Source organism: Acinetobacter lactucae, from assembly GCF_013122135.1.
Classification (GTDB): Bacteria; Pseudomonadota; Gammaproteobacteria; order Pseudomonadales; family Moraxellaceae; genus Acinetobacter; species Acinetobacter lactucae.
In genome coordinates this window covers 817,262-839,556 of the sequence record NZ_CP053391.1, presented here as the reverse complement: position 1 = coordinate 839,556, position 22,295 = coordinate 817,262, and the positions used below count along the sequence as shown (strand labels likewise).

Here is a 22,295-nt window from a genome sequence, read left to right as displayed (position 1 = left end):
ATATCGTTCGCCGATGTTAGCTCAAATCATGCGATTAAGCCCTAACAACCTTTGTATTTTATGAGATACTAGCTATAAGAAAATAAGGACGATACTGATGAATAAAAGTATTTTATGCTTGGCATTAAGTAGTATGTTTGTTTTAACTGCTTGTCAGACCACCCCTCGACAATATAATGGTTCAACTGGATACCAGATTGAAAACAAAACAGATACTTCAGCGACCTTAGCTTACACTTTAGCTAGTCGCAATAACCAGCAACTCGATGAGCGTAAATTACAACGCGCTTGTCAAAATGTGCTCGGTGCTCAGAAAGTTTATAAATTATCAGTTTTGAGCATCAACGAAATTCCTAATCCAGCAAAAGATGAGCATTATGGAATTCAACTCGGCGAAACTCGTGCTTCTTTTGGCTTATCCAATACACCTAGCTTAAATAATGGTGAAGACTATGCGACTCGCCAAGCACTTGAAGCTCGTCCAAGCACGCTAAAAGTTGTTCGTTATACTTGTTCATAAAAATATAAAAAAAGACGCTGTTCTTTTTACAGCGTCTTATAAAAACTCACATTTCTAAACTCTTTAGCTTCATCCAGATCAGGCCATGTAGAAGCACTTCTTTCATCAATCTTTTGATATTTAGGATGACTAAAGTTTTTAACACGGCTATCAGCTACCCAGACTTCTGGCGCAAACTTTAAAAACTCATCTAAGAAAAAGCGGTTGCATTGATCATATAAAACATCAGCTGCCAATAAAACATCGACTTGCTCAGCCTTATATAAATCATCCAAATATTCTAGCTCAACATCATTCAACAAAGCGTTTTCACGGCAAGCATTTAAACTAACTTGATCAATATCACAGCATATTACTCGTTTTGCTCCTGCCATTTTTGCAGCAATTGCGACTACACCGGAACCCGCACCAAAATCCAAAACAACTTTATCTTTAACATGGTGTGGCTCTGCAAGTAACCACTGGGCCATTGCTAAACCCGATGCCCAACAGAAAATCCAATACGGTGTATCATTCCAAATACGGCGAATAACTTCATCATCTAAGCGATCAGTTGGAAAAACAGGTGGAATCAACCACAAAGAAATAGGCGTTTCTGGTAACTGTTGTACCATCAATTCACAATTGGGAATAACTTCATTGAGTGCTTGAAGTAAATGTTCAGGGGCTTTGGTCAATTGAAAGGTGCAGCTCATCAGATTTCTTTTAATTCATTTTTATAACAAGCATAACAGAGTCATTCCATTATGATTTGAATTTTTAGAATAACCTTCGGTTAGACCTACTTTTCTTTCGGGAAAAGTAGGCAAAACCATTGTCACCCGCAAAACTCGGCAGATACTCTCTAGAATCGAAAGCATCGCAGAAACATTAATTTTTTAATGTATTTCTGCCTCAAACAATTGCGGATGACGGTTACGCGTATCAATAACAGCCTAGCGTTAATTAAATTAACCTAAAGCTTTTTCAGCAGCTTCTACAGTTTGACGAATCAAAGTAGTAATTGTCATTGGACCCACACCACCCGGTACTGGTGTGTAAGCAGAAGCAATTTCTTCAATACCTTGTAGTTGAATATCACCTACACCACCGCCATCACGTGGATGAAAACCAGCATCAACAACCACTGCACCTTGTTTAATCCAATCTTTTTGGATAAGTTCAGCTTTACCTACAGCACCAACAATAATGTCAGCTTGTTTCACAAGCTCAGGTAAGTTTTGTGTGCGTGAATGACAAATCGTTACCGTTGCATTGGCTTGCAAAAGCATCATTGCCATTGGTTTACCTAAAATTGCTGAACGACCAACTACAACCGCGTGTTTGCCAGCAATTTCGATATTATTTTCTTTAAGAATCGTCATAATGCCAGCAGGAGTCGCTGAACCATATGCAGCTTCACCCATTGCCATACGGCCAAAACCAAGGCAAGTTACGCCATCTACATCTTTTGCTAAAGAGATCGCATCGAAACATGCACGCTCATCAATTTGCTCTGGAACTGGATGTTGTAAAAGAATGCCGTGTACATCTGGGTTAGCATTAAGTTTTTCAATTTCAGCTAATAATTGTTCTGTTGTCGTTTCTTGTGGCAATTCAATTTTTAAAGAGTCCATGCCTACTCGACGGCAAGCATTTCCTTTCATGCGTACATAAGTTGCAGATGCACCATCATCCCCAACTAAAATAGTCGCCAAAATTGGGGTACGACCTGTTTTAGCTTTTAAAGCTTCAACACGTACTGACAAATTTTCTTCAATTTGCTTTGCTAATGCGCGACCGTCTAAAACCAATGCCACAGCACATCTCCAAGGTAGACATGAATTTAATGTGCCAATAATACATGATTATTTGGGCAAATTTATTCTAGATGTTGCTTTTATGTTCATCTTATCTCAAAACAGTATTGTTTTTTTTGTAAAGGTTGCTAATATGTGCATCACCAAATGTAGGCGGGGTGGCAGAGTGGTCATGCAGCGGACTGCAACTCCGTGGACGCCGGTTCGATTCCGACCTCCGCCTCCAAATTTGGTAAAGCCCGGGTGGTGAAATAGGTAGACACAGGGGATTTAAAATCCCCCGCCCACAAAGCGTGCCGGTTCGAGTCCGGCCCCGGGCACCATTTTCTAGTACAGAAATTGGTGTCATAAAGAATCCAGCGAAAGCTGGTTTTTTTATGTCCAAAAAAAGGATACTTATTAGCATCCCTTTCTCGTCCCATATATTTAAGCGGTTTTTTGCTTATCTCTTTCAGGTGTTAAATTCGCATCCAACACTAATTGATAGTTTCGACTTGAATCCACTTTATATTCTGCATTTTTAATTGAATCTACGAAAATCCAATCTGACTGTACCTGCTTATCATCCAGCGCAACCATCAAATAGCCCCGCTGATTTAAATTACAATAAGCCAATTCATCAATAAGCGTAGTAAAGGCAAATTCAAATTGTTGCAACTGAGCCAGTGGAATACTTAAATATTTTTCAAGACCTGGCGAAGAAACTGAACTCGTCGCCAGTTCCACACCGACATATTCACCCTTTTGGTCATACAAGTAAGATGTCCATGCATTATGAGTATCGCCAGCCAAAACAATAATTTTCTTATTAAACTCTGCCAATTTACCGTACACAAACTCTCGCTCAGCATAGTAACCATCCCAAGCATCAAGGTTATATGGAACTAATGTTGTGACTCGCGCTTTTTCTTGAACAGTTAAAGTTGGATCACCCTGCTCTAAACGTAATTTTAATGTGACTAATTCTATAATTTGCGCAGTCATTTTAGCTAATGTATCAGACGAAGTTCCGCCTGAAGTAATTTGCCCCAGCGATGCCAACAACTCAGCTGGAATCCACATTTTACTCATTAAGACTTGCTGTCCCACTACATTCCAGATTGCTGTAGATTGCTTTAATTTATCAACCAGCCAATCTCTTTGTGTATACCCCATTAAAGTACGTTTTGGATCTGTTAAATCAGTCTGAAATTTTTGCGCATCTAAACCAGAAGCTGTCATGTAGTCTTTATATTCAAGCTGTTTATCCCGCGCAATAATACGGGTATCTAGCATTGTTAGCTGTACGAGTGAGCCAAAATTAAATTGACGATATATATTCAAATGATCTGTACTAGAAACTGGACGAATCGGCATCCATTCAAAATAAGCTTGTAGAGCTTCTAGTTTACGTGTCGAAAATGATCCTTCATTATCTTGATGGTTTTCCGCCCCATCACGCCACGTATCATTTGCCAATTCATGATCATCCCAAATCACAATAAAAGGATGACGCTGATGAGCTGCCTGTAAGTCTTTATCTTGACGATACAGTGCATAACGCTTGCGGTAATCATCTAATTTAATAATTTCTTTATTATTATCTGATGGCAAAGTACGACCCAGCTTCGCAGCATCTTCCGTCGCATAGCCATCAGCCCCATATTCATAAATATAATCCCCCAGATGAATAACTACATCCACATTCTGTTTTGCCATTTCACGATAAACGTAAAAATAACCCGCAGGATAATTAGAACAAGAACATACTGCAAAGCTGACCTTATTAGTACTTACTGGCAATGTTTTTGTTTGCCCTACTGGCGAGATTTTGCTACCAAATCGAAAGCGATAATAATAAATCGTACCCGCTTGTAGACCTGTTGCATCCACCTTCACAGTAAAATCGTCAGTTTTAGTTGTTTGAACCATGCCAGTCTTTAAATTCTGGTTAAACTGGTCATTGGTAGCAATTTCCCAAGTTACCTTAAGAGATGCACTAAGGTCTACTGGTGTTAAACGCGTCCATAAAATTACTTTATCCTGCAAAGGATCGCCACTTGCAACGCCATGAAGGAAATCTGCTTGCGCTTCTGGACTTTCATCATCGGAACCATCGTTACACCCCGTAAAAGCTACAGGCAAAGATAGCGCCCCAAAACCGAATAGACTTTTTTGAATTAATTCTCGGCGTGAAATTTTCTCTGACATAAAATTACCTAAGTTTTAAGCAATGAGTGTCTTAAATTTAGGTAGATAAGATGAACAACTGATCTCAGTTTAATGAACAAATCATGACATAAACTGGTTAATTTATATAAATACCGACAAGAACTGATTGAAAATAAAGCAAACTCTCTGATTTTCTCTTGCCAATCGCGCACTTGTCCTCTATTATTGCGCACATGCCCGGGTGGTGAAATAGGTAGACACAGGGGATTTAAAATCCCCCGCCCACAAAGCGTGCCGGTTCGAGTCCGGCCCCGGGCACCATTTTCAAATATTGAATTTGGTGCTACAAAGAATCCAGCGTATGCTGGTTTTTTTATGCCTAATTAAAATGAATTTTATGATAAGAATATTATTACTTTTATGTATGACACTTTCCATAACAAAGGTTTATGCCACAGATCTTTTCTCAGGCACTATTTCTTTCAAAGATAACCATTGGTATTTTTCACGTTGCTCTATTACTAAAAATGATTATTTAGTTAAAGCACCTGAGCACATCGTAGATAAATTTAGACAATTGGAACAAAAACGAGAAACTTATTGGGTCAGTTTATTAGCAGACGCAGATTATCAAGAAAATGATATTTTAGTTTTAAAAGTTAGAGAAATAGACGAAATACATTTAAAGACATCTTGTCACTTGTTAGATGCATTTGAAGATATTGAAAATCGAGAGTAATCACCACTCTCGATTCATAACCAGCTCTTCCATTTCAAGATCTAAATATCCTGCATCCTGCGCCACCATCATCATTGCTTCAGCAATATAGTCAGCTGCACTATCATCCAAGGAAGAATCTAGATCCTCAAACTGAGGTTTCATTTCATTAATTTCAATCACAGTTTGATGAGCATATCGATAGATATCCTGCTCAGCTAACGCAGGCTTCTGAACTTTTTTAGCAAATTGTTCAATGAGCTGCTTGAGTTCAGCGACCAAAATATCTGGATAATATTCATCATCAAACATCGGGAGAAGTAAGTCTTCGAGCATACAAAAGTTTACACAACAGCAAAAACTTGCCGCTTATAACATATTTTCAAAAGAATAACGATATTTTTCCCTGACTCAATCATCTAGCTCATTAAATTAATGGGCCACAACCTCACGTTATATAGCCTACTTAGCTAAGCTTGTATCATCGCTTTCCAAACTAGAATTGCATCAGTCATTGCTTTCACGTCATGTGCTCTGACAATCGATGCTCCTTGCTGAATACTAAGCAAATGCCCCGTAACGCTTCCTATAGCACGCTGATCTGCAGCTGCACCCTGTAATGCTTCACCAATAAAACGTTTACGAGAAAGACCTGATAAAATTGGATAACCCATTTCATTAAGCTTCCAAAATTCATTGAGAAGTCTCAAATTTTGCTGCGCATTTTTTGCAAAACCAAACCCCGGATCAATAACAATATTATGTTTTTTCACACCTGCATTCAGAGCTTCATTCACGCGCTGCTGAAGCTCCGTTATTACATCTAATGTTACGTCCGTATATTGGTCTAACTGATTCATTGTAGTAGGCTCACCACGCATATGCATGATCACTACAGGAATATCCAGATCTGCTGCTGTTTTTAATGCATTTGGCCGAGTAAGCGCACGTACATCATTCCAAATATGTGCTCCTGCTTCTTTCGCTGCACGAATGACATCAGGTTGACTTGTATCAATTGATAGAACAATCTTATGTTTAGCTAAAACTTCAACTATAGGTACAACGCGTCTAATTTCTTCTTCTATGCTTACTTCAGATGCCCCAGGACGGGTAGACTCCCCACCAATATCAATAATGGTGGCACCTTGCTCTATCATGCCTAGCGCATGAACAATCGCTTGATCTACTTGATTATGCTTTCCACCATCACTAAAAGAATCTGGTGTGACATTTAATATACCCATAACATGAGGCTGTGATAGATCTAACTGAAGCTGTCCACACTGTAAAATTTGTTGAGGCAAAGGCATTAGTTGCATAAAAAGCTCCAGTTTAAAATCAGTCTGTATTTTAGCAACTATCCTCTATGTATGGTGTTGATTTGTTTTTAGCTTTTAACAAAATCAAACCCATAAAAAAAAGCCACATGACTGTGGCTTTTTTAATTCACTCATTAGTTCATTGCTGGCAATGGTGGCGGTGTAGATGGACCATCTTTTGGTGGTTCAAATGCAGCCACTGGATTTTCAGCAACATATACTTTAGGCGGTTGTGGCTCACGACCTTCCATAATGTCACGGATTTGATCACGATCAATAGTTTCCCATTCCATCAAAGCTTTTACCATCGCGTGTGCAATATCTTTATTACCTTCCAAGATATTACGTGCAACTTTGTATTGCTCATCAAGAATACGGCGTACTTCTTCATCAACTAACTGTTGAGTTGCTTCAGAAATCGTACGGCTTCCTACATTACCAAAGAATCCATTTTGGTTTTCATCTTCGTAAACCATGACACCCATTTTGTCAGACATACCATACTTAGTAACCATTGCACGCGCCATTTTAGTAGCTCGCTCAAAGTCATTTGAAGCACCAGTAGATTGCTGTTGGATAAATACTTCTTCAGCAATACGACCACCAAACAAAATTGCAATTTCGTTTAGCATCTTGTCTTTATAGTGGCTAATTTGGTCTTGTTCAGGTAACTGCCAAGTTACACCTAAAGCCCAACCACGCGGCATAATCGTTACTTTATGAACAGGATCTGTACCCGGTAAAATCTCGGCAACAATCGCATGACCAGCTTCATGATAAGCAGTTGCACGACGCTCTTCTTCACGTAGAACCATCGACTTACGTTCTGGTCCCATGTAGATTTTGTCTTTTGCATCTTCGAAGTCATGCATGTCGACAGTGTTCTTATTACGGCGTGCAGCAAATAATGCAGCTTCGTTAACAAGGTTTGCCAACTGCGCACCAGAGAAACCTGGAGTACCACGTGATAGAACTTTAACGTCCACACCCGTAACCGAAGGTAATTTTTTCAAATGTACATTCAGAATCTGCTCACGACCACGAATGTCAGGTAAACCTACCATTACTTGACGGTCAAAACGACCTGGACGTAATAATGCTTTATCCAATACATCGACACGGTTTGTAGCAGCAATTACGATTACACCTTCGTTACCTTCAAAACCATCCATTTCTACAAGCATTTGGTTTAAGGTTTGCTCACGTTCATCATGACCACCACCTGTACCCGAGCCACGATGACGACCTACTGCATCAATCTCATCAATAAAGATAATACAAGGCGCATGACGCTTCGCTTGCTCGAACATATCACGAACACGGGACGCACCCACACCCACGAACATTTCGACAAAGTCAGAACCTGAAATGCTGAAGAAAGGAACTTTAGCTTCACCAGCAATTGCTTTGGCTAATAACGTTTTACCAGTACCTGGAGGACCAACCATAAGTACGCCACGAGGAATAGTAGCGCCCAAACGTTTGAATTTTGCAGGGTCTTTTAAGAAATCTACAATTTCAACAACTTCTTGTTTTGCTTCATCACAGCCCGCGACGTCAGAAAAATTGACTTTGATTTGGTCTTCAGAAAGCATTTTTGCTTTCGATTTACCAAAACTCATCGGTCCATTTTTTCCGCCTGCACCACCACCCATGTTACGCATAAAGAACATGAATAACAAAATGATTAACAGTACAGGGAAACTAGCAATGAGAAGTTGCATCAAAATGCCTTGACGTTGAGGAGCCGTTCCCTCTACAACAACATTTTGCTTATTTAAGCTCGGCATAAGCTCAGTGTCTTCAACTTGCGGACGAACAGTTTCAAACTGTGATCCGTTAGTTTTTTCACCATTAATATTTAAACCGTCAATTGTGACTTGCTTAATTTGGCCAGCATTCACCGCTGCAACGAAATCTGAATATTTCATCGCAGTAGGCTTATTGCGGTCACTGATATTACTGAAAATTAAAATCAGAACACCAAGTATTATTAGCCACAATACGGCATTCTTGAAGTAATCGCTCAAAGCTTTATTCCCATATCGATCTAATTTGATCATGCCCAATCTTGGCCGATCGTCATAAAAACAGCAACTGTATTGCTTGCGGATAACCTAAAAGTACAAAATGCACAATTTTTAGGAGCTTGGCAAGTAAACTTTATTGCAATGCTTTCTTACGCCCTTGTCCAATCAAAAAAACTTCCTTAGAGCGCGCCCGAGAAGCTGCTGGTTTTGCTGTCTTTAACACATCAAAACTATCAACCACTTGTTTACGAAACTCATCAAATCCTGCGCCTTGGAACACTTTAACCACAAACTGTCCATTGGGACCCAGAACTTTTTGAGCAAAATCTAAAGCCAGTTCACATAAGTAAATCTGTCTAGGTTGATCAACAGCCCTATTACCTGATGTATTGGGGGCCATATCAGAAATTACAATGTCTACTTGTCGCCCATTTAAAATATTTAACAATTTTTCAAATACAGCTTCTTCTCTAAAGTCGCCTTGTAAGAAAGTGACATCAGGCAAAGCATCCATGGGCAAAATATCGGAAGCAATTACTAAACCCTTGCTACCCACAAGTTTTCCAGCAATTTGAGACCAACTACCAGGAGCTGCACCCAAATCGACTACCGTCATGCCTGGCTTGATCAGCTTATATTTTTCTTGAATTTCAAGAAGTTTATAGGCTGCTCGCGCACGATACCCTTCCTTTTGTGCTTTTTTTACAAAAGGATCGTCTAGATGCTCCCTCATCCACGCACGACTACTTTTCGACAATTTCTGGTTTGTAATGCGTGTTGCCATAACTCACTAAATATCAAAAAAACTTCTGATCGTTCATTGTACGTGAAAATTACTCTCATTACAGTACGGATGTAGCGTAATCTCACCAAGTTTTACAGTTTTTTTTCAATAATGTTGATCGATTATTTATACAGTTTTTCGTACATCTGAATTTAAGTTTTTTGCTATACTAAGTCGTTTTTAAAATCAGGTATTTTTAATGGCCGCTTTATCTATCCATGAACGTAAACGTTTACGTCAAATTGGTCATGTGCTTAATCCGGTTGTCATGATTGGTGGACAAGGCTTAACAGATGCTGTAATCGAAGAAACTCTTCGTGCTTTAAATGACCATGAACTTATCAAAGTTAAGGTTGCCGGTGAAGATCGTGAAGCACGTACTGCAGTAATTGATGCAATTGTAGAAGCGACTGGCGCAGAAGCTGTGCAAAAGATTGGTAAAATTGTTTTACTTTACAAAAAAGCAGCTAAACAAAACCAGCATTTGTCTAATCTTGTTCGCCACGCTCACTTAGCAAACTAATTTGATTTGACAAACTATGGCAAGTTACGAACTTTCAGCTTTTGATCGTTTTCATGCTGTTTCTGTTGTTGGCGCAATTGAACAGCAAGCTCCGCACACCTTAAATGTCGGTTTTTGGATTCGTGATCCAAATCAACTCATTGTCTGGCCCCAAGAAGTCGCGGCTCATCCTCGTCAGGATTTTCTGTGGGAAGAAACTTGTTTCGAAATTTTTGTTGGCGTGCATGATGAAGATTATTATCGGGAAATTAACCTTTCCCCTTCTCAAGCATGGCAGTCTTATCAGTTTGAAGAATATCGCTATCCAGAAAGTATGCCTCCCCTCGCTGCTTACGATATTGAACTGAACCATCTCAAGCGTACTCATTATGGCTTAAATGTTAGTCTTGATTTGGGACAATTTATGCAACAGCATCGTTTAAAATGGGCAAACCTTTATTTAGGTTTAACTGCAGTTTTAAAAACCAAAGAAGGTATACAGTACTATGCAATGCAGCATAGTGGAAAAAGTGCAGATTTCCATAATAAGCGTGACTGGTTACATCAGTTTTAAAAATAAAAAAGCGAGAAATTAATTCTCGCTTTTTTATAGCTCGGAAAAACTGAGACTATTAATTATCTCGCGCTTTATTCCAAGCTTCGACTGCATTATTTTTAGTACGCTTAATGCTTTCACTTAAAGAGTCTTTGTGCTTCAAAGAAATCTGGCTAATATCACCTTTAAGCTCTTTACTTACTTTGGTCAGATCTTCGATAAGTGCATTAATTTCTGCTTTCAAAGCATTTTTAAGTTCAGATAACCCTTCCTGTGAAGTACTAAACTGAGCTTTAATCACATCAAGACGTTGTAAAATATCTTGTTTAATTTGAACAAATTGATTCTGAATATTCTTGTTTAACTCATGAGTTTCAGCTTCAATTTTTTCTTGAGTCTCGCTTAAAACTTCTTTGACCTGCTCTTGAGTTTCAGTAATTGCTTCTTTCACCTGAGTTTTCGCTTCTGTAGCAACTTCTTTAATCTGCTCAGTTTTCTCGGCAACACTTTCTTTTACTTGCGCAGTTTTAGCAGTTACTGTTCTTTTCGCTTTAGTTGTAGTAGCAGCTACGGTTTCTTTCACTTCATTCACCTCAGCTTTTACTGAATCAACTACTGCTTGAGCTTTTTCGCTCACATCTTTTGAAACTTGATCGTTACTCATACTATTTCCTCATATTGTTTATTTTTTAACTAGCAATACAATAAATCCAGTTCTAAAAATCGACCTTGCAAATTGTTAGACAATTTATCAAAAGTAACTGATTCGGATGAGCGGATAATTTTTTTGTAAAAAGCAAGCAATGAATTATGTTTTTTAGCAGAAAATAAATAGACTTTTTGAGGTTCCATGCGTATAATGCGCTGTTAAGTTACAAGCGAGCAGACCGATAGGGAGGGGCATGTTTTATCACAACATCGCCTATCTTTTTTGGGTCTACTCGCTTTTTTACAGCCGAAATTCAGGAGCTTTGGTTTGAGCACCCCCGCCATTTTAGCCCTCGCAGATGGAACGATCTTTAAAGGAACGTCAATCGGCGCAACGGGAAGTACGACTGGAGAAGTCGTTTTTAACACAGCCATGACAGGCTATCAAGAAATTTTGACTGACCCAAGTTATGCACAACAAATTGTGACATTAACTTACCCACATATTGGAAACACTGGCTGCAACGCGGAAGACGTTGAATCTGGTCGTATCCATAAAGTATGGGCGAATGGTTTAATTATTCGTGACCTTCCACTATTATACAGCAACTTCCGTGCTGAACAGTCATTGAGTGAATATCTGCAAGCGCACAATGTTGTTGCGATTGCTGATATTGATACACGTAAATTAACGCGTATTTTGCGTGACAAAGGTGCACAAAATGGTTGCATCCTTGCTGGCGAAAATATTACTGAAGAAGAAGCAATTGCCAAAGCTCGTGCTTTTGGTGGCTTAAACGGTTTAGACCTTGCAAAAGAATGTTGCGATCCAACTGGTTTTGAATGGTCTGAAGGTTCATGGACTCTAGGCCAAGGCTTCTCTCAACCTGAATTAAAATATCATGTAGTTGCATACGATTACGGTGTCAAAACCAACATCTTGCGTATGCTTGCAGACCGCGGTTGTAAATTAACCGTTGTTCCTGCAGAAACTCCGGCTGAAAAAGTATTGGCACTTAATCCGGATGGCGTATTCCTTTCAAATGGCCCTGGCGATCCAGCTGCTTGTGATTATGCAATCGAAGCTGTAAAAACTATTGTTGAAACCACAACATTACCTGTATTTGGTATTTGCTTAGGCCACCAAATCTTGGCACTCGCTTCTGGTGCAAAAACTGTAAAAATGAACCATGGTCACCACGGTGCTAACCACCCTGTACAAAATCTTGAAGATGGTACAGTGATGATTACTTCACAAAACCATGGTTTCGCTGTAGATGCAGAAACTTTACCGGCTAACTTAAAAGCAACGCATAAATCATTGTTCGATGGCACCTTACAAGGAATTCATCGTACAGACAAACCAGCTTTCAGCTTCCAAGGTCATCCTGAAGCAAGCCCAGGTCCACATGATTGTGCCCCATTGTTCGATCACTTCATCGAACTTATTGAAGCATCTAAACAGTAATTACGGAGCGAATAATGCCTAAACGTACGGATATTAAAAGCATCTTAATTATTGGTGCTGGCCCGATTGTGATTGGTCAGGCATGTGAGTTTGACTACTCAGGTGCTCAAGCGTGTAAAGCTCTTCGTGAAGAAGGTTACCGTGTTATTTTGGTTAACTCTAACCCAGCAACCATTATGACAGACCCATCAATGGCTGATGCAACGTATATTGAGCCGATTACTTGGCAAACAGTTGCTCAAATCATTGAAAAAGAACGTCCAGATGCGGTATTGCCAACTATGGGTGGCCAAACTGCATTGAACTGTGCTCTTGCACTTGATGAACACGGCGTTCTTGAAAAATATAATGTTGAATTAATTGGTGCAACTAAAGACGCAATTGAGAAAGCCGAAGACCGTAAACTCTTCGATATCGCTATGCGTAAAATTGGCTTGGAATGTCCAAAAGCTGCCATTGCTGAAACAATGGAAGAAGCTTTAGAAATCCAGTCACGCTTTGGTTTCCCAGTAATTATCCGTCCATCATTCACAATGGGTGGTTCGGGCGGCGGTATTGCATATAACCGTGAAGAATTCCTTGAGATCTGTGAACGTGGTTTCGACCTCTCTCCTACTCACCAGTTATTGATTGATGAATCTTTAATTGGTTGGAAAGAATACGAAATGGAAGTTGTTCGTGACAAAAACGACAACTGTATTATCGTATGTGCCATCGAAAACTTCGACCCAATGGGCGTACACACTGGTGACTCAATTACTGTAGCACCAGCTCAAACATTAACAGACAAAGAATATCAATTGATGCGTAACGCTTCGGTTGCAGTTCTTCGTGAAATTGGTGTTGAGACAGGCGGTTCTAACGTTCAGTTCGGTATTAACCCGAAAGACGGCCGTATGGTTGTTATTGAGATGAACCCTCGTGTATCTCGTTCATCTGCGCTTGCTTCTAAAGCAACAGGTTTCCCAATTGCTAAAATCGCAGCAAAACTTGCTGTTGGTTATACCCTTGATGAATTGAAAAATGACATCACTGGTGGCATAACTCCTGCAAGCTTCGAACCATCAATTGACTACGTTGTAACGAAGATTCCTCGTTTTAACTTCGAGAAATTCCCGCAAGCAGAACCAGTTCTTACCACTCAGATGAAATCTGTTGGTGAAGTGATGGCAATTGGCCGTAACTTCCAAGAATCTGTACAAAAAGCATTACGTGGACTTGAAGTTGGTGTAAGCGGTTTTGATGAAAAAATCGAAGCTGGCGCAACAAATGCAAAAGAAACTATTTTAAAAGAGCTTAAAGTTCCGGGTCCTGAGCGTATCTGGTACGTAGCGGATGCATTCCGTCACGGTTTCTCTTTAGATGAAGTTTTCGAAGCGACTAAGATTGACCGTTGGTTCCTTATTCAGATTCAAGACATCGTTAAAACTGAAGCTCAAGTGAAAACTTTAGGTTTTGGTGACTTAAACGCTGACAACATCCGTTCGTTCAAGCGTAAAGGTTTATCTGACCTTCGTATTGCTCACCTCATGGGCATTTCACAAAAGCAATTCCGTAAACAACGTTGGAACTTGGGTGTTTATCCAGTTTACAAACGTGTTGATACATGTGCAGCAGAGTTTGAGTCTGGTACTGCATACATGTATTCAACTTACGATGAAGAATGTGAAGCAAACCCATCAAACCGTGACAAGATCATGGTCATTGGTGGCGGTCCAAACCGTATTGGTCAAGGTATCGAATTTGACTACTGCTGTGTACACGCTGCATTAGCTATGCGTGAAGACGGTTACGAAACAATCATGGTGAACTGTAACCCTGAAACTGTTTCTACCGACTATGACACATCTGACCGTCTATACTTCGAGCCTGTAACACTTGAAGATGTACTTGAAATCGTACGTACCGAGAAGCCTAAAGGCGTAATCGTACAGTACGGTGGTCAAACTCCACTTAAATTGGCACGTGCTTTAGAAGAAGCAGGTACTCCAATTATCGGTACATCACCAGATGCGATTGACCGTGCTGAAGACCGTGAACGTTTCCAACAAATGATCCAACGTTTACAGCTTCGTCAACCAAACAACAGCATTGTAAAATCTGCTGAAGAAGGTATTTCTGAAGCTGCAAAAGTAGGTTATCCGCTTGTTGTTCGCCCATCTTATGTATTAGGTGGTCGTGCAATGGAAATCGTATATAACGAAGAAGAACTTAAACGTTACCTTCGTGAAGCAGTTCAAGCATCTAATGAAGCCCCTGTTCTTCTTGACCGTTTCCTAGATGACGCAACTGAAGTTGATGTTGACTGTGTATCTGACGGTAAAGACGTTGTGATCGGCGGCATCATGCAGCATATTGAACAAGCAGGTATTCACTCAGGTGACTCTGCATGTTCAATTCCTCCTTATTCTTTATCAAAAGAAATTCAGGATGAAATGCGTCGTCAAACGATTGCGATGGCAAAAGAACTTGGTGTTGTTGGCTTGATGAACGTTCAGTTCGCTGTAAAAGGTGACGATATTTACGTTCTAGAAGTTAACCCACGTGCTTCACGTACAGTTCCATTCGTATCGAAGTGTATTGGTGATTCTTTAGCTAAAGTTGCTGCGCGTTGTATGGCAGGCCAATCTCTTGAATCTCAAGGATTTACTAAAGAAATCATTCCAACTCACTTTGCTGTGAAAGAAGCAGTTTTCCCATTCGCTAAATTCCAAGGCGTAGACCCTATGCTTGGACCTGAGATGAAATCTACAGGTGAAGTGATGGGTGTAGGTAAAACATTTGGTGAAGCATTCTATAAAGCTGTTTTAGGCTCAAATGAACGCTTACCAGGCTTACCAACTGAAGGCGAAGTAAAACATGCTTTCTTATCAGTACGTGAATCTGACAAGAAATACATCGCTGATATCGCTAAGAAATTAGTTGAATATGGCTTCAAGCTTGTTGCAACAGGTGGTACTTACCAAGTGCTTAAAGAAGCAGGTTTAGAATGTGAATCTGTAAATAAAGTTACTGAAGGTCGTCCACATATTGTTGACCGCTTGAAAAATGGTGAAATACACCTTATTGTCAATACCACTGAAGGTAAACAGGCTCAATATGACTCTGCAATGATCCGTCGTGCTGCCCTACAAGGCAAAGTGTATTACACAACGACAATCAATGGTGCAGAAGCTGTTTGCCAAGCCTTTGCTGTGAAATTGCCAATGGATGTATACCGCTTGCAAGATTTAACTGTAGGTTAATTTTTTTACCGATAAGTCCCGTCACCTTATCGGTGGCGGGATTTTTTCATTTTTTTAACTGTGTTTTCTCAACTTAAGAGGGACCGAAATGCAACGTTATCCAATGACCCCTGAAGGTAAAATCGCCTTAGAGAAAGAATTACAACATCTGAAATCTGTTGAACGTCCACGTATTACTCAAGCAATTGCTGAGGCGCGTGAACATGGGGACTTAAAAGAAAATGCAGAATACCATGCTGCTCGTGAACAGCAAGGTTTCTGTGAAGGACGCATCCAAGATATCGAAGGTAAATTGGGTGCTTCACAAGTCATCGATGTTAAAGACTTAGAACAAAACGGTCGTGTTGTATTCGGTGTTACGGTAACGATTGAAAACCTTGATACTGAAGAACGCAAGACTTATAAAATTGTTGGTGATGATGAAGCAGATTTTAAAATCAATAAAATCTCGGTGAACTCACCAATTGCTCGCGGTCTTTTGGGTAAAAATGAAGGTGATGAAGTAAAAATCACTACTCCTCAAGGCGAAGTTGAGTACGAAGTTGTAAGCGTAGAATATCTCTAAGATACTACTCTTGAACCCCTCTTCCTGAGGGGTTTTTATTTAATATGGGTTAGCTCATTTTTTGGATAATAGATTATGGATACGCCTCTGATTAACACACCAGTCCGTCATTGGTGCGAATTTGAGTTTATTTCCAAAACTGTGAAAAATCCCAACATCCATATTAAAGGAAATTATTCTTACTATTCAGCTTATTGGGATCAAGGCTTTGAACGTTGTGTAGTCCGTTATTTACATGACAAAGCTTCAACGCCAGAGAAACCGATTGATCAACTTTATATTGGCAATTTTGTTTGTTTTGGCGCTGAGTGTGTAATCATGATGGGCGGTAATCAGCTGCATAGACCCGACTGGATTTCAACTTTCCCTTTTGATACTCGTAGTTTCTTGGCAGCTGGCGATACTGTAATTGCTGATGGCTGCTGGATTGGTAGCCGTGCGATGATTATGCAAGGTGTCAAACTGGGTGAAGGTGCAGTGATTGCAACTGGAGCCGTGGTAACTAAAGATGTTCCACCCTATGCAATTGTCGGTGGGGTACCTGCGAAAATTATTAAATATCGCTTTCCTCAAGAACAAATAGACAAACTACTTGCTTTAAAACTGTATGATTTAGATGAGAAGCAAATTTTAAAAATACGTGAATATTTGCAAACTGATGATATAGACGATTTATCTATACATTTAGAAAATTTACGCAATTTATAAAAAATATATCTAAAACATTTGCTGTTATAAAATCACAAATGATTACGTGCTTGAATTTAAATCGTCAAAAAATAAGTATAAAGTATTAATAAATAAGCATCATTACAATAAGGAAAATACTCATGTTATATCAACATATTCTGGTACCAATTGATGGTTCTGAAACGTCTATGGTCGCCATGAAAGAGGCGATCAAGCTGGGGAAAGCCCTAAATAGTAAAATTACAGTTGTACAGGTGATGGCACTAGATCCATTTATTGCTGATGTCTATGTAAAAACTGGCCAAACTAATGATTTGATTGAACGAACACGAACTTATTTACTCGATATTTTACAACAAGCAAAACAAGAATTTTCTAATGAAGGCATCACTGTTGAAACTAAACTGTTGGAAGGTTTTGTGGTACATGAGGAAATCATTCAGGCTGCCCAAGATTTAAATGCAGATCTGATTGTTATGGGTTCTCATGGGCGCACTGGGGTCCGAAAGCTTGTATTAGGAAGTGTGGCACAAAAAGTCTTAGGTGAAAGCCATATTCCTGTTTTAATTGTGCGCTAAAGCGAGATTGCCTGTCTGGCTAAATTGAGCAAGATAGGCTTTTATTTCTTAAAAGGTTGAGCTGAAGCCTCTCTTTTCAGCATAACTCATCTGTGCCATCAAACTTAAAAATCATATTGCTCCACTAAACCGTTTATTATTTTTTTCATGTGTAATTACGCTCTAATTTGAACATTAAGGCTGCCAAGCAAACTGCTTTAAGTTAACTTTTCCATTTAACAAATAGACGCCTTCAGCTTCCAACTTTAATTGCTGAATATTTTCACCCTTTTCATTAAATTTACTTAGGCTAATTTTGCCTTGAGAATTAATCACACGATACCAAGGGACTTGATGATCAGCTTCAAGATGTTTCAAAACATAGCCCACTAATCTTGCATGTTTAGGTAATCCTGCCATACGAGCAACTTGCCCATAAGTTGCAACTTTTCCGTAAGGAATCAAAGCAATGACTTCTAAAATCTGCCGATGTAGTTCATACTGAGTTGTCAAAATGGACTCCATAAAAATTGACATAATTCATATCATATAAAAATTTTTGACTAAAACTAAATGCAATCCAAGGTGGGCTTGAGGGAGATCTGCATGAAAAAAATATTACTGGTGGTTACTGGAACTTTACTATGCGTTTCTTGTACTACACGTCCTCCTTTTACGTCAGGAGAACCCCCTAAGGTATCTATAGATGGTCGCCCTATTGTTCCAGTCACTTTTGTTTTTACAACCAATACTCCAGAAGCCAAAAAATTTGATAATTATCAACAGATGCGTAAGGAAATTAAAATATTAAATAAATATTATGTTGATGATAAAAATAATAAAATTTTTAAATTTAAATTACATCGTTATATCCCTTATGAAGAGTTTTCAAAATTACATTGCGATTTAAAACAACAGATTAACCAGCCTTACCCAATTACGACTGAAACCATTCCTGCAAGTGTAAATACGTGTTTTCCGAAACGAACTACAAGTAAAGAAGTGATTGTTTTTATTTATGATGCCTATTCAACCAAATGGAAATTTGAAGATGTAACAAGTAGAGCTTTCCGTAATAATGGCAGACCTTTTGTTTTATTAGACTGGAACCGCCTTAATTATAATATTCAGGCGGGTAGCGTACACGAAATGGGACATGTATTTGGTCTAAAACATGTCTGTGCGCCTAAAGCTACAAAACGTACGCCAACCAACATCATGGCGAGTGCTGAATGTAAATTAGGCAGTGGTGGCTTAAGAAATTTAGGATTTACTCCAATACAACTTCACACTATTTTATCGACTTACCAACGATATCCCTAAAATTTAATTTCAATATATGGCCCTAAATTATCTTGGGTAGCGATGTAATTTTCAGGGGTCAATAAAGATGTCATATAACTACTGGCCTTTAAGAAATCTTCAGCATTGACTGGATACGGCTGCCAAAATGTTTTCAAATTATTGGTGTAGATTGGATATAAACATAGCTGATCTTTTGACAAATCTAACCTTGCTATACATCCATAAGGTAAAGCATTGTGTTTTTCATATTCGCCATTGCTATTAAATACAGCATTTCCAATACCAAACACGACTGGCTTTTGGTTGATGATCTGGACAGGTTGAATGGTATGAGCACCATGGCCAATGACCAGGTCAGCGCCAGCTTGGGTTAGAATCGCAGCAAGCTTACTTTGCTCTTTTGTAATGGGCTTAAAGTCGACACCCCAATGGCAAATAACAATAATTTTATGCTCAGGGTTAGTCTGCTTATAGCGGCCTATTTGATCAAGCAAAACTCCATTTAAACACGCAACTCCATTTTTATGACCTAAAGCATAAAAATCATAATCGAGATAGGCCGTTTCTCTGTGCCAATAGCCATTAAAAATAGCATAGCGCTTATTTTCAAAAGAGAGCTCAAAGTAGTTATGAGCAGCTTTTTGGTTTACACCAGCACCGATATAAGAAATGTTAGCCTGATCCAACTGTTGTAATGTATAGGTCAGCCCGCGATCCCCATAATCTTTTAGATGGTTGTTTGCCAAGACCACCTGATTAAGGTGAATATTTTTGAATGCTGCTAATGTTTGTTCGGCATCAGCTTTAAGAATGTATGGCTTTTTATGTGCTAAAGGAGATTGGTTTTCTAAAGAAAATACTGCTTCAAAGTTAGCAATATTTAAGTCATGTTCACCTAAAAAAGCTTTTATTTTATCAAATGAATAGTCATATCCATATTGCTGCAGAGCATCCGTTTGTCCTCTCGCCTTACGTTTTTCGGTGTAAATTTCCCCGAAATATGTATCCCCTAAAATGTTAATAATGCCACTTGGAGCAGAGCAAACTTTAGGTGTTACCGTCTGTGCTTGAAAACAATGATAGTAAGGAATCAAATGCTCAGCACGATGAATATCATCTAAAAATAAAAAGAAACCAATCGTTTGGTTTTCTTCAAAGAACGTCAGATAAATTTTTCTAAATGAATTTGCAAGATATAAGACCTCTACTACGTTCTTTGCAATTAACGGGGTCTGAGGAAGATAGGACTTTCCTTGAAAATTCATCTCTTTTATAAAGAATAGTTTTTTTATTTCACTGGGATAGCTAAAAATTTTTCTAAGTAATAAAAACAAATGCTTTAGCTGATTTCGGGTAGCTTCATTTTTTAAGGTTAAGTTATAGGCAGCGGCTCTTTTTGACAAAATTAAAGATGCTTGCTCATTTGTACCGCAGAGCATCTTACTTAAAGCTTCTCTTACATCTACTGCTTGAGTAAAAATTAAGAACTGCAATAACTCGGTAAATGTATAACTTTCAGATGCTTTTAAACCTAAGTTTTGCTGTCCAATTTGCTCACTCATTTTTTGTGGCACGACATAGACGCCTTGAGCCTGTACTTTTTTTTGTTGAAATTGTTCTAATGCATAGTCGATTAGCAGTAGTGTTGAAATATCATCGTCAAATTCGAATTGCCATAAAGCTTCATCGAAACTTGTCGTACCGATATGTGCTAATAGCTTGATCTCAACGGGTTGATACTTCATGACTCATCACCTTTGTAATCTTTTACATAGGCGATGTAACCCGATAAGTTGTGTTCCTGGTCATCAATCCGTACCCGAAAGCGGTCATGGCGAATATAGAAAGCATGTAAAATTTTATCGGGCCGTGCCATATACATTGCTATTTCCGGATAAAAAAAGCCTGTTGTTTGAAAATCAGCTCTAAACTCAATTAGTTTTTGAAGCTCTGGCATATAAGCTTGCTCAAAAAGTCCTATGCGTCCCTGCTCTTTTAAGCGACTTACCATTTTATAAGCAGCCATTAACATTTCTAATAGAGTTGCATAGGTCGTTTTTCGATTTCGAATAAAAATAAAATGTTTTAAATAATTATTTAAACCAAAAATAAAATATTTATCTTCAGGACATATTTTAGTGAGTTCATTAGTACAATAACTTAGCCAATGATCATGATATTTTTCATATCTCTTTTCAATAAAACATTCAAACATTAATTTAACAGTTTCTAATAATTTAGAATCTTGGTTAATTTGATATAACCTCAATAAAGCTAAAGCAGCTTCACCATCATAATAAATAATTCTGAATTTTTCTTTTAAATCATAATCTGGATAATTTAATACATGAGTGGTTGAGCCATTTGAATCTATTAATTTTAAAATACCATTTGCAAGTTTCTCTGCATATTTTTGGTAATCAGTTTTTTGAGTAATTTCTTGATATTTAGTTAACATTAAAATAGCAGCCGCATTGGCACCTAATTTAATTTCAAATTCCCCTTCTTTACCATCAATCATAAAACTAGTTTCAGAGTCTTTTTCTTTATAAAAGTTGGTCAGCGCATATTGGATAGCAGCATGTATCTTGGGCCAATATTCTGGCTTGCTCTGCACTTCAAATGTTTCTAGCAAGGCATATAGTGAGGTACAGTGACGTACCGTATTGTAGTTACGGATATCTCGATCATAGGCAGAAAAATAGCCGTAGATAAATTTGCCATTTTCTTGAATTTGGCTGTGCAAAAATGCTGCATTTTTTTCAATTAACGACTGAAAATGCTGTTTCTTATTGCTCGAAATCGCTCTAATACCATTCGCATCATAGCGGCTCGCTAAATTAATGAATTGCTCATTTTCATAAAATGCTGCGTAGGTATCAAAAGTCCAAATGTCTTGTAGCTCTTGGAGTTTAATCTGTGGTTTAGTAGCGTTATATTTTTGCTTAATTGCATAATTTAGATTTGTTTCATCAAAAAAGTTGGGTTTGTCATAGCTCAAACCTCGAATAATTGCTTTTCCATAAATCTCTTGCTCAAGAAATGCAACCGAACATTGTTCATCAAATCCAATACCTTTACGGTAATGGTTATTGTGAAATTGATGATGGACCTGCTGCTCTATTACTTTCCAAGCTTGTTGCGTTAAATTATATGCAACATCAATTTTTATATAATCAGTAAGTGATTCCTGTACAAACTGATCATTAACGAAATCTAATAGTTCTTTTTTTGCTTGTGAAAAGCTTGTTTTTTCACTATGCCAAACATTACATCTTTGGTCTTTGGGGCCAAATGATATAAATAAAATCGTTTCTTTCTGAAGATCTGAAACATGGGGAGCGATATGTTCTAACCAAAGATTCAGTTGTCTTTGGAAGTTTAAAAATGCTGTCACTCGAAATCAGTCCCTATCCGTTATTTGTTGTTCTATAA

At 38.5% G+C, this 22,295-nt stretch carries 22 protein-coding genes and 3 tRNA genes; 13 read left to right on the top strand and 12 right to left on the bottom strand.

Annotated elements, in window-relative coordinates; all coding sequences use genetic code 11:
* The first annotated feature begins 97 nt into the window (after positions 1–97).
* Positions 98–520, top strand: a complete 423-nt coding sequence (locus tag HLV59_RS03995; protein ID WP_016146213.1) for a hypothetical protein — start codon at positions 98–100, stop codon at positions 518–520.
* A 26-nt stretch (positions 521–546) separates the two neighbouring features.
* Here HLV59_RS03995 and HLV59_RS03990 read toward each other — a convergent pair whose 3' ends face one another.
* Together HLV59_RS03990 and folD are read right to left on the bottom strand one after the other, a co-directional pair.
* The gene (locus HLV59_RS03990) at positions 547–1,215 is read right to left on the bottom strand and encodes a class I SAM-dependent methyltransferase (RefSeq protein WP_025470246.1); all 669 of its coding nucleotides are present in this window, start codon (positions 1,213–1,215) and stop codon (positions 547–549) included.
* Positions 1,216–1,470: 255 nt separating this feature from the next.
* The gene (folD, locus tag HLV59_RS03985; RefSeq protein ID WP_002115552.1) at positions 1,471–2,319 is read right to left on the bottom strand and encodes a bifunctional methylenetetrahydrofolate dehydrogenase/methenyltetrahydrofolate cyclohydrolase FolD; all 849 of its coding nucleotides are present in this window, start codon (positions 2,317–2,319) and stop codon (positions 1,471–1,473) included.
* 152 nt (positions 2,320–2,471) lie between these two features.
* Here folD and HLV59_RS03980 point away from each other — a divergent pair.
* Positions 2,472–2,545 (top strand) — tRNA-Cys (locus HLV59_RS03980).
* An 11-nt stretch (positions 2,546–2,556) separates the two neighbouring features.
* Positions 2,557–2,642, top strand: a tRNA-Leu gene (locus tag HLV59_RS03975).
* Between the two features lie 103 nt (positions 2,643–2,745).
* Here HLV59_RS03975 and HLV59_RS03970 read toward each other — a convergent pair.
* Positions 2,746–4,509, bottom strand: a complete 1,764-nt coding sequence (locus HLV59_RS03970; protein WP_171429377.1) for an alkaline phosphatase D family protein — start codon at positions 4,507–4,509, stop codon at positions 2,746–2,748.
* A gap of 196 nt (positions 4,510–4,705) precedes the next feature.
* Between HLV59_RS03970 and HLV59_RS03965 the strand changes: the two genes are divergently transcribed.
* Both HLV59_RS03965 and HLV59_RS03960 read left to right on the top strand, forming a co-directional pair.
* Positions 4,706–4,791: transfer RNA gene (locus HLV59_RS03965), tRNA-Leu, on the top strand.
* A gap of 40 nt (positions 4,792–4,831) precedes the next feature.
* Entirely contained in the window at positions 4,832–5,209 is a 378-nt protein-coding gene (locus tag HLV59_RS03960) for a hypothetical protein (RefSeq protein ID WP_228721991.1), read from the top strand.
* Here the strand turns inward: HLV59_RS03960 and HLV59_RS03955 are convergent, their stop codons facing one another.
* The 4 genes from HLV59_RS03955 to rlmE form a co-directional block, all read right to left on the bottom strand.
* A complete protein-coding gene (locus tag HLV59_RS03955; protein WP_016146216.1) occupies positions 5,210–5,524 on the bottom strand; it encodes a DUF5713 family protein in 315 nt (104 codons plus the stop codon).
* 134 nt (positions 5,525–5,658) lie between these two features.
* Complete coding sequence (gene folP, locus HLV59_RS03950; protein ID WP_216606755.1) at positions 5,659–6,510, bottom strand: dihydropteroate synthase; 852 nt, start codon at positions 6,508–6,510, stop codon at positions 5,659–5,661.
* A 134-nt stretch (positions 6,511–6,644) separates the two neighbouring features.
* The gene (gene ftsH / locus HLV59_RS03945; RefSeq protein WP_005803954.1) at positions 6,645–8,540 is read right to left on the bottom strand and encodes an ATP-dependent zinc metalloprotease FtsH; all 1,896 of its coding nucleotides are present in this window, start codon (positions 8,538–8,540) and stop codon (positions 6,645–6,647) included.
* Positions 8,541–8,673: 133 nt separating this feature from the next.
* A complete protein-coding gene (gene rlmE, locus HLV59_RS03940; protein ID WP_016146218.1) occupies positions 8,674–9,324 on the bottom strand; it encodes a 23S rRNA (uridine(2552)-2'-O)-methyltransferase RlmE in 651 nt (216 codons plus the stop codon).
* Positions 9,325–9,523: 199 nt separating this feature from the next.
* On the opposite strand from rlmE, the gene yhbY reads away from it, so the two are divergent.
* Both yhbY and HLV59_RS03930 read left to right on the top strand, forming a co-directional pair.
* The gene (gene yhbY, locus HLV59_RS03935) at positions 9,524–9,847 is read left to right on the top strand and encodes a ribosome assembly RNA-binding protein YhbY (RefSeq protein ID WP_002115576.1); all 324 of its coding nucleotides are present in this window, start codon (positions 9,524–9,526) and stop codon (positions 9,845–9,847) included.
* A gap of 16 nt (positions 9,848–9,863) precedes the next feature.
* Entirely contained in the window at positions 9,864–10,400 is a 537-nt protein-coding gene (locus HLV59_RS03930; RefSeq protein ID WP_017385771.1) for a DOMON-like domain-containing protein, read from the top strand.
* A 58-nt stretch (positions 10,401–10,458) separates the two neighbouring features.
* Here the strand turns inward: HLV59_RS03930 and HLV59_RS03925 are convergent, their stop codons facing one another.
* Together HLV59_RS03925 and HLV59_RS03920 are read right to left on the bottom strand one after the other, a co-directional pair.
* On the bottom strand, positions 10,459–11,046 hold the full coding sequence (locus tag HLV59_RS03925; protein ID WP_005072962.1) for a hypothetical protein: 588 nt from the start codon (positions 11,044–11,046) through the stop codon (positions 10,459–10,461).
* 29 nt (positions 11,047–11,075) lie between these two features.
* Entirely contained in the window at positions 11,076–11,234 is a 159-nt protein-coding gene (locus tag HLV59_RS03920; RefSeq protein ID WP_079748505.1) for a hypothetical protein, read from the bottom strand.
* 124 nt (positions 11,235–11,358) lie between these two features.
* On the opposite strand from HLV59_RS03920, the gene carA reads away from it, so the two are divergent.
* The 5 genes from carA (at position 11,359) to HLV59_RS03895 (ending at position 17,576) form a co-directional block, all read left to right on the top strand.
* The gene (gene carA / locus HLV59_RS03915; protein WP_216606754.1) at positions 11,359–12,498 is read left to right on the top strand and encodes a glutamine-hydrolyzing carbamoyl-phosphate synthase small subunit; all 1,140 of its coding nucleotides are present in this window, start codon (positions 11,359–11,361) and stop codon (positions 12,496–12,498) included.
* A 14-nt stretch (positions 12,499–12,512) separates the two neighbouring features.
* Positions 12,513–15,743, top strand: a complete 3,231-nt coding sequence (carB, locus tag HLV59_RS03910; protein ID WP_016146222.1) for a carbamoyl-phosphate synthase large subunit — start codon at positions 12,513–12,515, stop codon at positions 15,741–15,743.
* Positions 15,744–15,831: 88 nt separating this feature from the next.
* A complete protein-coding gene (greA, locus tag HLV59_RS03905; RefSeq protein ID WP_016146223.1) occupies positions 15,832–16,308 on the top strand; it encodes a transcription elongation factor GreA in 477 nt (158 codons plus the stop codon).
* Positions 16,309–16,383: 75 nt separating this feature from the next.
* Positions 16,384–17,016 (top strand): CatB-related O-acetyltransferase, encoded by a 633-nt coding sequence (locus tag HLV59_RS03900; protein WP_171429375.1) that lies wholly within the window; start codon positions 16,384–16,386, stop codon positions 17,014–17,016.
* 122 nt (positions 17,017–17,138) lie between these two features.
* Positions 17,139–17,576, top strand: a complete 438-nt coding sequence (locus tag HLV59_RS03895) for a universal stress protein (RefSeq protein WP_125738466.1) — start codon at positions 17,139–17,141, stop codon at positions 17,574–17,576.
* Positions 17,577–17,750: 174 nt separating this feature from the next.
* Here HLV59_RS03895 and HLV59_RS03890 read toward each other — a convergent pair whose 3' ends face one another.
* Positions 17,751–18,080 (bottom strand): MGMT family protein, encoded by a 330-nt coding sequence (locus HLV59_RS03890; protein WP_079748510.1) that lies wholly within the window; start codon positions 18,078–18,080, stop codon positions 17,751–17,753.
* Between the two features lie 81 nt (positions 18,081–18,161).
* Here HLV59_RS03890 and HLV59_RS03885 point away from each other — a divergent pair, with 81 nt between their 5' ends.
* Positions 18,162–18,878 carry a zinc metalloprotease gene (locus tag HLV59_RS03885; RefSeq protein WP_171429374.1) on the top strand — a complete coding sequence of 239 codons (717 nt, stop codon included), beginning with the start codon at positions 18,162–18,164 and terminating at the stop codon, positions 18,876–18,878.
* Here HLV59_RS03885 and HLV59_RS03880 read toward each other — a convergent pair.
* Positions 18,875–20,605, bottom strand: a complete 1,731-nt coding sequence (locus tag HLV59_RS03880; protein ID WP_171429373.1) for a CapA family protein — start codon at positions 20,603–20,605, stop codon at positions 18,875–18,877. The two genes, HLV59_RS03885 and HLV59_RS03880, sit on opposite strands and share 4 nt — an antisense overlap.
* Entirely contained in the window at positions 20,602–22,257 is a 1,656-nt protein-coding gene (locus HLV59_RS03875) for a glycoside hydrolase family protein (RefSeq protein WP_171429372.1), read from the bottom strand. The genes HLV59_RS03880 and HLV59_RS03875 overlap by 4 nt, the downstream gene beginning before the upstream one ends.
* Positions 22,258–22,295: the final 38 nt, after the last annotated feature.